The sequence below is a fragment of the Williamsia sp. Y712 genome, from assembly GCF_059445525.1.
In genome coordinates this window covers 38,900-53,507 of record NZ_JCAIUN010000001.1, presented here as the reverse complement: position 1 = coordinate 53,507, position 14,608 = coordinate 38,900, and the positions used below count along the sequence as shown (strand labels likewise).

At 64.3% G+C, this 14,608-nt stretch carries 14 protein-coding genes and 1 tRNA gene; 8 read left to right on the top strand and 7 right to left on the bottom strand.

What is annotated here, in order from left to right:
• The first annotated feature begins 83 nt into the window (after positions 1-83).
• Positions 84-563, top strand: coding sequence for a hypothetical protein (locus AC1D75_RS00275; RefSeq protein ID WP_495513345.1), 480 nt, complete (start codon positions 84-86; stop codon positions 561-563).
• 635 nt (positions 564-1,198) lie between these two features.
• Here AC1D75_RS00275 and AC1D75_RS00270 read toward each other — a convergent pair.
• Both AC1D75_RS00270 and AC1D75_RS00265 read right to left on the bottom strand, forming a co-directional pair.
• Positions 1,199-1,272, bottom strand: a tRNA-Pro gene (locus AC1D75_RS00270).
• Between the two features lie 65 nt (positions 1,273-1,337).
• Positions 1,338-2,333 (bottom strand): metallophosphoesterase, encoded by a 996-nt coding sequence (locus AC1D75_RS00265; RefSeq protein WP_495513344.1) that lies wholly within the window; start codon positions 2,331-2,333, stop codon positions 1,338-1,340.
• Positions 2,334-2,437: 104 nt separating this feature from the next.
• Between AC1D75_RS00265 and AC1D75_RS00260 the strand changes: the two genes are divergently transcribed.
• Complete coding sequence (locus AC1D75_RS00260; RefSeq protein ID WP_495513343.1) at positions 2,438-2,905, top strand: GatB/YqeY domain-containing protein; 468 nt, start codon at positions 2,438-2,440, stop codon at positions 2,903-2,905.
• An 85-nt stretch (positions 2,906-2,990) separates the two neighbouring features.
• Here AC1D75_RS00260 and AC1D75_RS00255 read toward each other — a convergent pair whose 3' ends face one another.
• The gene (locus AC1D75_RS00255) at positions 2,991-5,477 is read right to left on the bottom strand and encodes a penicillin-binding protein (RefSeq protein WP_495513342.1); all 2,487 of its coding nucleotides are present in this window, start codon (positions 5,475-5,477) and stop codon (positions 2,991-2,993) included.
• 206 nt (positions 5,478-5,683) lie between these two features.
• On the opposite strand from AC1D75_RS00255, the gene AC1D75_RS00250 reads away from it, so the two are divergent.
• Positions 5,684-6,001 (top strand): WhiB family transcriptional regulator, encoded by a 318-nt coding sequence (locus AC1D75_RS00250; RefSeq protein ID WP_495513341.1) that lies wholly within the window; start codon positions 5,684-5,686, stop codon positions 5,999-6,001.
• A gap of 58 nt (positions 6,002-6,059) precedes the next feature.
• Here the strand turns inward: AC1D75_RS00250 and bagB are convergent, their stop codons facing one another.
• Both bagB and bagA read right to left on the bottom strand, forming a co-directional pair.
• The gene (gene bagB / locus AC1D75_RS00245; protein ID WP_495513340.1) at positions 6,060-7,154 is read right to left on the bottom strand and encodes an ATPase BagB; all 1,095 of its coding nucleotides are present in this window, start codon (positions 7,152-7,154) and stop codon (positions 6,060-6,062) included.
• On the bottom strand, positions 7,154-8,164 hold the full coding sequence (gene bagA / locus AC1D75_RS00240; protein ID WP_495513339.1) for an ATPase BagA: 1,011 nt from the start codon (positions 8,162-8,164) through the stop codon (positions 7,154-7,156). The genes bagB and bagA overlap by 1 nt, the downstream gene beginning before the upstream one ends.
• Before the next feature lie 144 nt (positions 8,165-8,308).
• On the opposite strand from bagA, the gene sp36 reads away from it, so the two are divergent.
• From sp36 to AC1D75_RS00215, 5 genes are all read left to right on the top strand, one after another.
• A complete protein-coding gene (gene sp36 / locus AC1D75_RS00235) occupies positions 8,309-8,473 on the top strand; it encodes a Sp36 family protein (RefSeq protein ID WP_023956445.1) in 165 nt (54 codons plus the stop codon).
• Positions 8,474-8,480: 7 nt separating this feature from the next.
• Complete coding sequence (locus tag AC1D75_RS00230) at positions 8,481-8,945, top strand: RidA family protein (RefSeq protein ID WP_495513338.1); 465 nt, start codon at positions 8,481-8,483, stop codon at positions 8,943-8,945.
• Positions 8,946-9,239: 294 nt separating this feature from the next.
• On the top strand, positions 9,240-10,412 hold the full coding sequence (locus AC1D75_RS00225) for a CoA transferase (RefSeq protein ID WP_495513337.1): 1,173 nt from the start codon (positions 9,240-9,242) through the stop codon (positions 10,410-10,412).
• Positions 10,406-11,746, top strand: coding sequence for an amidohydrolase family protein (locus tag AC1D75_RS00220; protein WP_495513336.1), 1,341 nt, complete (start codon positions 10,406-10,408; stop codon positions 11,744-11,746). Before AC1D75_RS00225 ends, AC1D75_RS00220 begins: the two co-directional genes overlap by 7 nt.
• A gap of 11 nt (positions 11,747-11,757) precedes the next feature.
• Positions 11,758-12,657: an LLM class flavin-dependent oxidoreductase gene (locus tag AC1D75_RS00215; protein ID WP_495513335.1), complete on the top strand. Its 900-nt coding sequence runs from the start codon at positions 11,758-11,760 to the stop codon at positions 12,655-12,657.
• Here the strand turns inward: AC1D75_RS00215 and AC1D75_RS00210 are convergent.
• Together AC1D75_RS00210 and AC1D75_RS00205 are read right to left on the bottom strand one after the other, a co-directional pair.
• Positions 12,654-13,640 carry a MaoC family dehydratase gene (locus AC1D75_RS00210; protein ID WP_495513334.1) on the bottom strand — a complete coding sequence of 329 codons (987 nt, stop codon included), beginning with the start codon at positions 13,638-13,640 and terminating at the stop codon, positions 12,654-12,656. The genes AC1D75_RS00215 and AC1D75_RS00210 overlap by 4 nt on opposite strands.
• Complete coding sequence (locus AC1D75_RS00205; RefSeq protein WP_495513333.1) at positions 13,633-14,487, bottom strand: HpcH/HpaI aldolase/citrate lyase family protein; 855 nt, start codon at positions 14,485-14,487, stop codon at positions 13,633-13,635. Before AC1D75_RS00205 ends, AC1D75_RS00210 begins: the two co-directional genes overlap by 8 nt.
• Between the last annotated feature and the right edge of the window lie 121 nt (positions 14,488-14,608).

The window sequence follows — 14,608 nt, the reverse complement described above, 5'->3', positions numbered from 1 at the left end:
AATGGTGGTGGCCGGTCGGCTTGGTGATACTCAACTGTTTATCGAACCCGAGGGCATTTTGTTACAGAGAGCGGGCGAGCGCTGTGCAGCAATCAGGACCTGAGACAACAACGCTCCTTGCCACTCTTCGGCGCTGGCAGGACGTCGAATGTGCCGACGGCGTGTACTGGTGTGCAGCGTGGCTGTACTCGTGTGGAGATACGCTCGCCAATGACCTCCTCGAAGACCTCGTCCGCGATGAGGGTCTGGAAGACGCCTACATCGACGAGGCCCTTCGTATGTTGGCGCGCTCCCGATTCCAAGACCTCGTCGAGTGGTGCCTGCAGACGGCGACCCGCCTCGACGGATCGCTGACCACTGATCCCGGCCGCTGGTTGCCGGAACTCGTCCGGAGTCTCGACGACGGCGTTCTGACCCTGAGTGTGGCGCTGCACCGACTTGTATTGGCCGACATGTGGCTGATGACCTGTTCCGACTCCGTACTGATCCAGAACGCGCCTGCCATTCGCGCGTACCAGGCCAAACGCCAGGCGATTCTGGCAACGGCGGCGCAACGCAACTGATTTCATCGAGAGGCCTTGCCCAACGCCGGTCGCCGGGTACTTCAGATGACATGACCGGACGCTGCCGATCTTGTTCGGCACCAGAGATTCAGTACGCGCGAAGACGGGGGCATGATGCCCCCGTCTTCGTCCGGATCGTAGCTGTCGCAGAGACCTAGTTGGCTTGTGGCCCTGCGGTATCCGCGTCGACGCCTAGGACCTCTGCCCCGGGAGTTGCAGGGGCCAGTACTTCGTCGTCAGTTCCGGTTGAACCACCGGATGCGTCGGATGGGGCGTCCGGAGAGCCCAGTGTCTCTGCTCCGGGTGTCGCGGGCGCCAACACCTCGTTTGCGGCATCTTCCGAAGAGACCTCCGTCGTGCGGAGTTCCTGTGGGTCCTGGGCTGCCATGGTCGACCTCTCATGATGCTGATCGTGCAGTCGAGACTGCTTGTCAGTCCACAAAGAAATGTGGGGTGCACTTCTTCTTTACCCAGATCGGACATCACGAAACTTCTGCAACCGCGAACCGATGGGACCAGCGGGCGAGGGGACCGCAGATACGAGGAAACCCCGGCTCACATTTCTGCGAACCGGGGTCTCACTGCTTGTGTCTCAACCAACACATCTTGCAAGACCGATCGAATCGGTCTTTCAGTCGGGGTGGCGGGATTCGAACCCACGACCTCTTCGTCCCGAACGAAGCACGCTACCAAGCTGCGCCACACCCCGTGACAATCAACCTGCGATAGCTTACCGCAGTCCGCCCGAGGCATTAAATCGCCTGGTCAAGGGCCTCAATTGGCCTCGGCGCTGATCGGCGGAAGCGAGCCTTCCTGGTCAAAATCGGAGTCGTGATCGGAGACCGGTGTGAGCGTCAACAACGACGCCTCCGGACGGCAGCAGAAACGGGCCGGTGCGTACGGGGAGGTGCCCAGGCCCGCACTCACGTGCAGGCGCATCGAGGCGCCCCATGCGGACGGTCCCTTGACCCGCGACCGGTCGAGGTGGCAGTTGGTCACCAGCGCGCCGTACAGCGGCAGGCAGAGCTGTCCACCGTGGGTGTGGCCGGCCATGACGAGGTCGTAGCCGTCGTCGGCGAACCGGTCCAGGACGCGCGGCTCGGGCGAGTGGGTCAGGCCCAGGCGCAGGTGCGCGAGCGGGTTGGGCCGTCCCTCGATGGTCTCGTAGCGGTCGCGCCCGATGTGTGGATCGTCGACGCCGGCGGCGGCCACGCGGACCCCGGCGACCTCGAGTTCACGGACCGAATGGGTGGCATCGAGCCAGCCACGCTCGGTGAACGCCGCCCGCAGGTCCTGCCAGGGCAAAGGCTCCCCATGGGACCGTTTGTGGTTCTTCTTGAAGTACTTCAGCGGGTTCTTGGCGGTCGGACCGAAGTAGTCATTGGAGCCGAAAACAAACAACCCGGGCACCGACAGCAGTCCACCGAGGGCCTGCACCACCGCGGGCACCGCCTGGGGGTGGGCAAGGTTGTCGCCGGTATTGATCACCAGGTCGGGCTTGAGGCCGGCGAGTTCCTGGACCCACGCCTGCTTGAGGCGCTGGCCAGGCATCATGTGCAGGTCGCTGATATGCAGAACCCGCAGTGGTGTGGCGCCGGGCTCGAGCACCGGAAGTGTCTGATGGCGCAGCGCAAAGGCATTGCGCTCCACCAGAGTTGCGTAGGCGAGGCCGGTTGCGCCTGCGGCGACGGCGCCGAGCGCGATCTGCTGCAGCGTCGGGCGTGAGAGTTGATTCCCGCGCCGAGGAGCGCCTTGTAGTCCCTGAATCATGGTCCCAGAATACGCGCCGGTCCCGAACCCGCAGGTTGCTCGCCCTATGCCCTGAGAGAAAACAGGTTGGGAACGCGGTACCTCGTCGGCGTAGCTTTGACCTCATGTCGACCATCAAGGAACAGATCCGCGCCGATCTGACCACTGCCACGAAGGCCAAGGAAACCCTCGTCACCGGGACGTTGCGGATGGTTCTGGCCGCGATCGGTGCCGAAGAGGTCTCCGGCAAGGCGGCACGTGAGTTGACCGACGACGACGTGCTCAAAGTGCTTGCCCGCGAAAACAAGAAGCGGGCCGAGGCGGCCTCGATCTTCGCCGAGAACGACCGTGAGGAACTCGCCGCCAAGGAGCGCGCCGAAGCTGAGATCATCGCCCGCTACCTGCCGAGTCAGCTCGACGACGCCGAGCTCGAGACAGTGGTGAACCAGGCCTATGCGGCCGTCGCGGAACAGACGGGCGCCGAGCCGACGATGAAGCAGATGGGCCAGATCATGGGACAGGCCACAGCCCTGGCAGCCGGCCGGGCCGACGGCAAACGACTGTCGGCTGCGGTCCGCGCGCGACTGCAGTAACCGCAGCACCCCGAATTCGCGCCACTTACCTGCGTTCGCACCGGTTGCAACCGGCGCAAACGTAAGCAAGTGGCGCGAATTTTGGTTATGGGGGTGGCGGGATCTCGATCGGACCGATCCCCGGCACGGTGATCGTCGTCGGCAGAGCGGGTGCACGTGACGTCGCCGGTGGCGGTGGCTGCGTTCGCCCGGTGCTGACGTAGATCGTGATGGTGCTGCCGCCGATCGCGGTGTCCGCAGGGCTCGTCGACAGGACGGTCCCTGCGGTCGCAGTACCGTCTGTCTGGACCGAAGCGACCCGGAATCCGGCGTCCTCGAGGCGTTTGGTGGCCGCACTTGCGCTCATGCCAGCCACATTCGGGACGGATGCGCCGCCGACTCCGGCGACATAGCGCGGATCGTTGGGCGGCAGCGTGGTTGGCCCGAAGTTGTTGGCGATCGGCATGATCGCGGTGAACCAGGTCCGTGCCGGTTCACTACCGCCATACAGGGTTCCGCTGCCGCACTGCCGAAGTGGGCCCGAGCAGAGTTCGGACGGCGTCGGGGAATCGTTGTAGGTGTAGGTGGCCGCAGCCAGATTGTTGGTGAAACCGACAAAAGCCGACGAGCGGTGCGCTTCGGTGGTGCCGGTCTTGCTGGCCAACGGCAGACTCCAACCGGTGGAACTGGCGGCACCGGCGGCGGTACCCGCGCCGCGATCGTCGGCGCTCAAGGCGTTGGCGAGGGTGTCCGCGAGCCCGGGTTCGACGGCTTTCTCACACTTCGGTCGCTCGAAGGCGACTTCCTGGACCGCGGGGGCGCCGTTGGCGTCGACCACCTCGTTGCCGTAGCGGTCCCGCTTGGGCTGCGTGATCGATGCGATCGGATTGGGTGGGCACCAGACGCCGTGCGAGGCGAGCGTTGCGCCGACGTTCGACAACTCCAGCGCGTTGACCGCGGTCGGTCCCAAGGTGAACGAACCGAGGTTGCTCTGTTTGAAGTAGTCCGCCAGAGATTGCTCGCCGTTACCGGAGCTTCCGGGGCTGGCATAGGACCTCATGCCCAACCGAACCGCGATATCGACAGCCGGTCCCACGCCGACGTCCTGCAGTAGCTTCACAAACGCGGTGTTGGGCGACTGCGCGAGAGCGTCGGTCACCGACATCCGGGCCGGATACCTGCCGTCGTTCTTGACGCAGTAGCTGGCCGGGGGACAGCCGTTGGCGCCATCGCTGCTTCCCATGCCCTGGGCTTGGAACGATGGCGGGACCACCAGCGACGATCCGGCGCCGAGCCCGTTCTCCATGGCTGCGGCGACGGTGAAGATCTTGAAGATCGATCCGGCGCCGTCTCCGACCATCGAGAACGGCTGCGGCTGGACGGTCTGGTTCGCGTTCTGATCGAGCCCGTACGCACGACTCGAGGCCATCGACATGATGTCGTGCGATTCGGTGCCGGGCTTGATCACGCTCATCACCGTCGCAACGCCCTCGAGGTTGGGGTCGGTGATCTTCTGCACGCCGGCATCCGTCGATCGTTGGACGGCCGGATCAAGCGTGGTGCGGATCGTGTAGCCGCCACGGTTGATGGCTTCGCGGTTCATGCCGTTGGCGGCCAGGAACTGCAGTGCGTAGTCGCAGAAGAATCCGGCGTCGGCGGCGGAGAGGCAGCCATTGGGCAGGGTGATCGGGGAGGGGGCAACGCCCAGCGGGGCGCTCATCGCCGCGCGGTATTCGGCGGCGCGGTTCGGGAAGTTCGAGACCATCGTCTCGAGCACGACGTTGCGGCGTTCGATCACACCCTCGGGGTTGGCGTACGGGTCCAGGGCCGAGCTCGACTGGACCATGCCTGCGAGCATGGCTGATTCGGGCACCGTCAGATCTTTGGCCGGCTTGCCGAAGTAGGTCTGGGCGGCGGCTTCGATGCCGTAGGCCCCGTTACCGAACGGCACCACGTTCAGATAACGGGTGACGATCTCCTTCTTCGCCTCCTGCTTGGCCTCTGCGTCACTGAGGTTCCGGTCGCTCTTGATCTGCTCGGTGAGCGTGTTCTCGAGGGTCAACGCCATGCGGACCTCTTTGAGCTTGCGGGCCGGAGTCGTCTCGGTGGCCGCGCGGCGCTCGGCATCGTTCTGCGCGAGTACCAGCAGTTGGTAGTTCTTCACATACTGCTGGTCAATGGTCGATGCGCCCTGCTGGACCTCGCCGGACGACTGGTTCTTGAGGAACGCGCGGATGGTCCCCTTCCAGTCGACGCCGTCGTGATCGAGGAATCGGCGGTCCTCGACGGAGATGATCGCTCGGATCATTTCCGGCGAGATGTCGTTGTATCCGACCTGGGTGCGACGTTGGTCGTAGACATACGCAAACGGCTTGCCGTTGACGTCTGTCATGGTCGTGACCTCGGGGACCTGCCCCTCGATGAGCTCCGACGACACGTTCTGCATGGTGTCCGCCGCCCGATTCGACACCAGGCCAAGACCGCCGGCGATCGGAAACAGCAGGCCGGCGACCAGAACTCCGGCCAGGACACAGGATCCAACGAGCAGAGTTAAAGACTTCGACTTCGACACGCCCGCCACGATACGTGTCACCCCGCGGTGCCTTGAGGGGGTTCGACGGTCTTGAGATCGACCCGATACCTCATCTGTTTGGACGTCAGTGCCACTTTTTTCAACCCAGCTCTTGACTGGCCATGACTGTGATCCATAGATTAGTTCTACTTGAATGTGACTCACATAACATTCAGTCGTAAATGCAAGTCCAGGCGTACTTCATATGCTTTAGACAGGGGATGCACATGGCGAAAGCGGCAGCTGCGACCGTAGAAAACGAAGCCAGACTGGCCTGGGTGGCCAGGGCACGGTGCCGTGAGGTGGATCCTGACCAGCTGTTTGTCCGCGGCGCTGCACAGCGCAAGGCGGCAACCATCTGTCGGCATTGCCCGGTGCAACTCGAATGTGGAGCTGATGCACTCGACAACCACGTCGAATTCGGTGTGTGGGGCGGGATGACGGAGCGTCAGCGTCGAGCACTTCTGCGGCAGCATCCCGAGGTCACCTCGTGGAGCACATTCTTCGAAACTCAGCGCAGGCGTCAAATCGTCGGCGTTGGTTGAGTAGTCAAAAATAAATCACCAGAGGAGGCGGCCGGGGAGACCGCCTCCTTCCATGTTTTCAGCCTTTGTTTGTGAGCTGTTCGGCCACGGCACGTAACGCGGTCATATCCGCGACCTCGAACGGCAATGCCGGAACACCCACGATCGGAACCGTGGGATGTGAGGTTGTGAAGCTGTGCAGCAGGTGCAGCTCGCGTTTACCGATGGTGGCCCGCTCCGCGTGAATGGTCAGAATCGCCTTGGTCAGTGGATCATCGATCTGCGCGGCGGTGGCCTCGGCGGTCGATCCGCTGATGCTGGTCAGATTCGGATGGGTCCGATTGAGGATCAGCCCGGCCAGCGGCATCTTCTCTTCCGACAGTCGATCGACGAAAAATGCGGCCTCACGCAGTGCGTCCGGCTCGGCCGTGGCAACCACCGCGAACTTGGTCCCCGGCTGTTTGAGTAGCGTGTAAGTCTTGTTGGCCCGCTCGCGGAAGCTGCCGAACATCGTGTCGAGTGACTGTACGAACACGGACACGTCGCGCAGGGTCTCGCCGCCGATGATCGTCGAGACGCCCTTCATCGCCAGGCCCACGGCGCCGGTGACCACGCGCCCGACACCGCGTCCACCGCCGACGAGCACCTTCATCAGGCGACCTTCGAGGAACGAACCGAGTCGCTGCGGTGCATCGAGGAAATCCAAGGCATTGCGCGACGGTGGGGTATCGACCACCACGAGGTCCCAATCATCCTGCGCCAGAAGCTGTCCCAGCTTCTCCATCGCCATGTATTCCTGTGTCCCGGAGAACGAGCTGGCAACCGTCTGATAGAAGGAGTTGTTCATGATCGCCTCGGCCCGATCGGGCGGCGAGTATTGCGTGACCATCTCGTCGAAGGTCCTGCGCATGTCGAGCATCATCGCGTCGAGCGTTCCCTCACCGTCGATCTTCACCGGCTGCGGGCTGTTGGTCAGCTCGTCCATGCCCAGCGACTGGGCAAGGCGTTTCGCCGGATCGATCGTCAGCACAACAACTTTGCGACCACGCTCGGCAGCCCAGACCGCCATCGCCGCCGCAGTGGTGGTCTTGCCGACTCCACCTGCGCCGCAACAGATCACAACCTTGGTGCCCGGATCGACGAGGATCGCACCCATTTTCAGATCGATGGGCATCAGGCACCCGCTTTCTGCAGGATCTCGGACAGGTCGTAGAGACCGCCGAGGTCGATACCTTCGTCAAAGGCCGGGAGTTGCAGCTTGTCCTGGTGCAACGATTCCAGTTCGGCCCCGGCCTCGAGTTGTGCCTGCACCCGGCTGGCATGCTCGATGGTCTCGGTCAACAGGCCCTCGAAGTCGGCTTCGGTGACGGTCAGGCCTGCGGCGTCGAGCTGAGCCCTCAGCCGGCCGGCGTCGATCACGCCATCGGCGATGTCGGTGACCGAAGCGGCAGGCAGATGCTGCGGCGACACCCTGTTGATGATCAGCGACCCGATCGTCAGGTCTTTGCCCTCGAGCTCGTTCACCGCATCGATGGTCTCCTGAATCGGCATCGCCTCGAGCAGGGTCACCAGATGCACCACGGTCTCGCCCGAGTGCAGCAGCTTCACGACACCGTCGCTCTGATTGCGGAGCGGACCGGTCTTTGTCAGATCGGCCATCGCCTTGGTGACATCGAGGAAGTTACCGATCCGGCCCGTCGGCGGTGAATCCACAACCACCGCGTCGTAGATCCGGTTGCCCTTCTTGTCCGTCCGGACCACGCACTCTTTGATCTTTCCGGTCACCAGAACATCGCGAAGCCCCGGCGCGACGGTGGTGACAAAATCGATCGCCCCGATCCGGCGCATGGCGCGGCCGGCGAATCCGAGGTTGTAGAACATGTCGAGATATTCGAGCAATGCGTGCTCGATGTCGATGGCCAGCGCCGAAACCTGGCCGCCGCCCTCTGCGGTCGCGACTTTGGTCTCGGTCGGTGCCAACGGCGGGACATCGAATATCTGCGCGATGCCCTGCCGCCCCTCGCATTCCACGAGCAGCACCTTCTTGCCCTCGGCCGCAAGAGCCAACGCGAGCGCAGCCGCGACGGTCGTCTTCCCGGTCCCACCCTTACCTGACACGAAATGAAGCCGTGCTTTCCTGGCTGCTTCCGGCCAGTGATAACCCTGAGGTTGTTCTGACGTCACCGGCTCACCTTATCCATCAAGGGCGGTGACCAACATGGCGCAGCGGACTTCGGGCCCAAGTTTTGTCGCTCGCCCCGACTGTGGTTCCGACAGTTGACCGCGGCTGCCCCTGGCTTGCGCGTATGCAGCCGTTAGGCTGGGCACATGAGTGAGCCAACTGCCTGGGAATACGTGACCGTTCCGCTTCTGACCCATGCCACCAAACAGATTCTCGACCAGTGGGGTGCCGACGGTTGGGAGCTGGTCAGCGTCCTGCCCGGACCCACCGGCGAACAGCACGTCGCCTACCTCAAGCGCGCGAAAGGCTGATCTGCACATGACCTGGTCGGAGCGACTGACTGAACTGAACATCGTGCTCCCCAAAGTGGTGGCGCCCCTTGCCGCATACGTGCCTGCCGTCCAGACCGGCAACCTCGTATACACCTCGGGTCAGCTGCCGATGCTCGGGGGAGAGCTCACAGCGCACGGCAAGGTGTCCGAGGGCGCCGAAGGTGTGGTCCGGCCCGACGCCGCCGCAGAGGCCGCACGGGTCTGCGCGCTGAACGCGCTGGCCGCCATCGACGCGCTGGTGGGTATCGACTCGATCAAGCGGATCGTCAAGGTCGTCGGATTCGTGGCCTCGGCACCCGGGTTCACCGGACAGCCCGTCGTCATCAACGGCGCCTCGCACCTGCTCGGTGAGATCTTCGGTGAAGCCGGAGCCCACGCCCGATCAGCAGTCGGTGTAACCGAACTGCCACTCGGTGCACCGGTCGAGGTCGAACTCATCGTCGAGGTCTGACCACAGCGGTATCGATCCAGCTGTAACACTATTCCAAACCTTCACCGGTCCGCGCGCTCACTCCGAATCACGTGGGCGCGCGGATTCGTCTGGTCCAGACGACATTTCCCGCCGAAACCGTTGGCGGTGTTGATGAGTGAGACCTGGGCACCCTTGTCTTGAAGCCTTGTGGCATCGAGATCCCGGCGAACTCATCGTCGTGACGATGGAATCGACCCCCCTACCGCCTATGACAGGCGGGTGTGAGCTGGGTAATAGGCTGGTGCGAAATGCGGGGGACCAGAAGGAGCATCGGTGACCGATCCGGCGAGGCGCTGGGCCAGTAGCGGGATGGCTCATCTGACCGGTGACCCCGGCGGCCCACCTGATTTCAGCCGGGCCGGCATCCTGGCGCTGGCCGACGAGGCCGCAGCGCCCTTTGATGTCTCGGTCGACGATCTCCTCGCAGGCCGATCCGCGCTGATGGGGACCCGGCGACAGGGGCGGATATCGGTGGGCGGTGCCACCCGGTTGATCCGGTGCAGCGACACCTGGGCGGCGTTCTCCCTGGCCCGCAGCACTGACATCGAATCGCTGGGCGCATTGCTCAGTACCGATGAACCCATCGAGGACGTGTGGTCGACGCTGGAAGTCGCGGCCCGGGCCTGGGTGGCGGACGAACTCGTCGAGCGCGCACAGATGCTCGAGATCCCCGCATCGGTGCTGGGATCGGCGACCGCACCACCGTCGGTGATCACGCGAGGTTGGGACCGGTCGCAGCCGCGGGCAGTCGACAGCGAGTTGCTGGTGGTCGACCTGTCCGCGATGTGGGCCGGACCGCTGTGTGGACAACTTCTCGGGCGCCTGGGAGCCACGGTGATCAAGGTGGAGAGTCCCGGCCGGCCGGACGGCGCTCGCGCCGGGAACCCCGACTTCTTCCGGTGGATGAACGGTGGGAAGCATCTCTTTCCAGCCGAGATCACCAGCCGGAACATCGAATTGGCGAATCTGCTCGACGTCGCCGACGTGGTGATCGAGGCATCGCGACCACGGGCGCTGGAGTCCGCGGGGCTGGACGCCGCGACACGTGCACCCCGCGCGGGTCGGGTCTGGGTTCGGATCACCGGATACGGCACGGCCCCTGACATGCGCAACCGGGTGGCGTTCGGTGACGACGCGGCGGTCGCCGGTGGACTTGTCGGACAGGGGAGTGCCGGTCCGGTGTTCTGTGGCGACGCAATTGCCGACCCGTTGACGGGGCTCGAAGCCGCAGGCGCGGTGGTCGCATCGCTCGGTCGCGGCGGAGGGGAGATCATCGACCTGGTGATGTCGGGGGTTGCGGCAAAATACGCTGCAGTGCAGACGATCCCGAGTCGCAACGATCACGCCGACACTGTCGCCCGGGTGCCCGTCATCGCGGAGGCCACCGGCGCGGCGGTGGACGCGCAGTGGGTGGCAGGTCTGATCGAGAGTCGGGCGGCATGCTGATCGTCAATGCGCGACGACTCACCGGGGAGCCCCTCGCGGTGCGCACGGTGGGTGACCGCATCGGTGAGGTCGGTTCCGAACTGGTTGCGGTACAACGAGAAACAGTTCTCGATGGACGAGGAGGCACCCTGATCCCAGGCCTCTGCGACCACCACATCCATCTTCGGGCCACCGCGGCCGCGGCCGAGTCGACAAGGGTCGGTCCCCCGCAGGTCCGGACCCCCCAGGAGTTCAGGGCCGCGCTGATCACGGCAACCCCGCAACCGGATGGGTGGATCCGTGCGGTCGGCTACCACCACAGCGTCGCCGGAGAGCTCGACCGGCATACTCTCGACACGCTGGTTCCGCACGTGCCCTTGCGGATTCAGCATCGTAGCGGTGCGATGTGGTTCGTGAACTCGGCCGGTCTGGCTGCTCTCGGGCAGGGCGATCATCCCACCGGACAGCTCTTTCGGCAGGACGCCCAGGTGGCTGCGACAACCACCGGCAATCCCACTGATTTCGGTCCGCTCAGCCGCCGTTTGAGTGCGTACGGCGTCACCGCCGTCACGGAGGCGACCCCGGATCTGACCGCGTCCGACCTGGATTCGCTCGACGCCGCCGTCGGCGGCGGTCAGATCCGTCAGCGGGTCCTGGTGATGTCTGCCGATTCGGGACGCGACCATCCGTACCTGTCGTTCGGGCCCGTCAAACGTATTCTCGACGACACCACCCTCGACCTCGATGCCCTCGCCGAATGGATTGCGGCGGTGCATCTCCGGGGCGCTACGGTGGCCTTGCACTGCGTCACCACCGTGCAGTTGGTGGTGGCCACCACCGCGCTGCGGTCCGCCGGAGTGCACGCCGGCGACCGCATCGAACACGCTGCAGTGGTGCCCGAGGCGATGATCGATGACCTTGCGGAACTCGGCATCACCGTGGTGACGCAACCGGGCTTCGTGGCCGAACGCGGCGACGAGTACCTACAGGATGTGCCGACCGCCGAGCACGAAGAACTCTGGAGGCTGCGAAGTCTGCAATGCGCTGGAATACCGGTGGCAGGCAGCACGGACGCCCCGTTCGGGGATCTTGATCCCTGGGCGGCGATGCGCGCGGCGCGCGATCGCACAACGGTGAGCGGATCGGAACTGTCCATCTCGGAGCGTATTTCGGCCAGGTCTGCCGTAGAACTGTTCCTGGGCGAGCCCGGCGATCCGGGAACGCCACGTGAGCTGACCGCCGGTTCGGTGGCCGATCTGTGCCTGCTCTCCGAACCGCCAGAGGTGGTATTCGCCGAGCTCGACGCAGAACTTGTGGCCGCCACGGTGATCGGTGGACGGTTGATAGGCCGATGAGGAGTGAAGAGATGACAGATCTGCCGCAGTTCGGGATCTTCGTTCCCCAGTTGGGGATGGAGGCCGATGCCGTGATCGCCGCCGCGCGGGGCGCCGAGCAGGCCGGATTTGATTCGTTCTGGGTGATGGACCACCTCTTTGCGCCCGGCGCACCGTCCCTCGATGCGCTGGAGAGTTGGACATTGCTGTCGGCGATCGCCGGGGCGACCTCGGACATCCGGCTCGGACATCTGGTGGTGTGCAACCCACTTCGGCACCCGGCGGTTCTGGCGAAGATGGCGGCCACAGTCGACCGGATCTCTGCAGGCAGGCTCGATCTGGGCTTGGGCTGGGGATCGATCGAAGCCGAGTTCGAGATGTTCGGCATCGAACACGGGTCACGGAGGGAACGTGCGCAGCAGTTGGGGGAGACGGTCGAGATCCTCCGCCTGATGTTCTCCGGAGAGCCGTTCGACTACCAGGGCAAGCACTTTGCGCTGTCCGGTGCCTACGGTAGGCCGACGCCGGTCCAGAGTTCGATCCCCATCCACATCGGCGGAGCAGGCAAACAACTGACGATGCCGCTGGTCGCCGAATACGCAGACTGGTGGAACTGCGTTGGTGGCGCGCGTGATCAGCTCGACGAACTGCGTCCGTTGAGCGGTGGTGCACGCCTGTCGGTGCAGTACGCCGTGGGTGTTGTAACCGACGAGTCGCTGCGCGCCAAGGTGATCGAGAGAACCGCTCGCCGGCTGCCTGAATCCGGTTGGGGCAAAGCCCTTGTCGGTACACCCGGCGAACTGGTCGACATGTTCAAGGCCGAGATCGATCGCGGGGTGGAACTGTGCATCGTCCGGCTGCACGACCTCGCCGACCCGGAGACCATCGAGATCTTCGGGCGCGAGGTGATCGCGGGGGTACTGGATGGTTAAGTCGTCAGGGCGGTGAACTTCCAATCGAGCACGGGTGTTGTAGTGCCGTCGGCGGCAACAACATCGGCCAATGACCGCAGTTTTAACAGGGTTCCACCGGCATCGAGCGATTCAGCCGACTCCACCTCGAGTCGGCTGGCGATGGTGTCGCCCTCGTGTACCGGACCGACATGGTCGCAGGACTGCCAGCCCAATACCGTCACCAAATTGGGCAGCGCGCGATTGGCCTGAGACAGTGCGATGCCGATGGTGTGACCGCCATACACCAGGCGCTCGCCACCGATCCGCGCATCATGATGGGTGGCCGCGATATTGAGTGAGAGTCGCGCCAGCTCAGGGGCACTCGACACCACATCGGCACTGGATACGTAGACCGTACCGGGTGCCGGAATCGACTGGGACTTCGGCAATACCGACAGATCCCAGCCGGCGGGGATCTGAAAGGCAGGTTCGTCGGCGGGGCCGATCGCGGAGAGATCGTCGGCCGCCTCGGGACGGCCTGAGGCCGGAGAGTCGGACAGCGGGATCATCGCGCACCGGTAGAAATCGAGGATCTTGTTCCCGTCGGCGTCGGTGGTCTCCATCCGCAAGGCCGCAAGTCCGGTGGGCCGCCGTCCGGGTTTGACCGAGTTCGCGCGTAATCCAACAACTTCGGTGCGGGTGTAGAGCGTGTCGCCGATGTGGGGAAAGCGGTGGAAGCGGAGACCGCGGTAGAAGAGGTTGGCCTTCACATGATGTGTCGCCAGCGTCGACTGGCCGATCGCCACATCGCAGACCAGTCCGGGATGGGCCAGTGGCGTCGGCCTCCCGGTGACAGCCTGTGACAGGTGTGCGTTGAGTGAGAGGCGCAACCTGTCGCCGAGTATCGACTGGTGCACTGCGGCAGCACCTTCGGTCAGGGTCATCGACGGGGCGGAGTCGAAGACCTGTCCGATCACGAGTTCGTCGAAGTATGGTCCACCGACGGCGATCGGGTCAGACATCAATGCTCTCCTCTACCTTGGCCAATGTGCGTCGTGCAGACAATGCAACCGCCTCGTCGAGCATCTGCCCGTCGAGTTGAGCGGCCCCGGCGCCGCGCAGAGCGGCTTCCTCGAGTGCGGCCAGAACGCGTTGTGCGTGTTCGACAACATTGGCCGATGGAGTGAATTCGTTGGTCACGTAATCGATTTGGCGTGGATGGATCACCCATTTGCCGTCGAACCCCAGTTCGCGTACCCAGCGCGTCGCAAACCGGAAATCGTCGTCGTCGCCGGTACCGAGATGTGGTCCGTCGATCGCGGCGATACCAGCGGTCCGCGCGGCGATCAGGACCCGGTCCTGAATGGCTGCCCACCGGTGCGGCGGCAGGCCCGGTTCTCGACCGAGTTCGGCCCCGAGGTCGGCGTATCCGATGATCAGGCCGTCCAATTCGTCGACGGCACTACAGATGTCGTCGAGAAATGTCAGGCCGATGGGGGTTTCGATGAGCGCTTGCAAGGTTGCGCCATGGCCGGCGAGGCCGGCGGCGGCTGTCTCGAGATCGGCGGCGCCCTGAACCTTGGGGACCACCACGCTGGAGAGTTGGGGTCCGGCCTGCGCCAGCGCCGCGAGGTCGTCGGCCGCCCATGGTGAATCGATGCTGTTGATGCGCACGGCGATGGTGGTACCGGACGCCGGTGTGATCGTGTTGATGGCCTCGACCACCAGGGCGCGGGCGTCACCCTTGTTCGTGGGTGTGACGGCGTCCTCGAGATCAAGGACTACCTCGTCGGCTCCGGCCTGCAGTGCCTTGGTCAACTTGCGGCGGTCAGAACCCGGGGCCACGAGCACAGATCGTCGGCGGCTCATCGCATCCTTTCGGTGACTGGTGCATAGCGTATGTACGGCCAAATCATGGTCGTCGACGTTCGGCGGTGTCAAGCAGTGTGTGGTCGAGCCGGGCAATGTGTGGTTGACAAGGAGCTGCTTT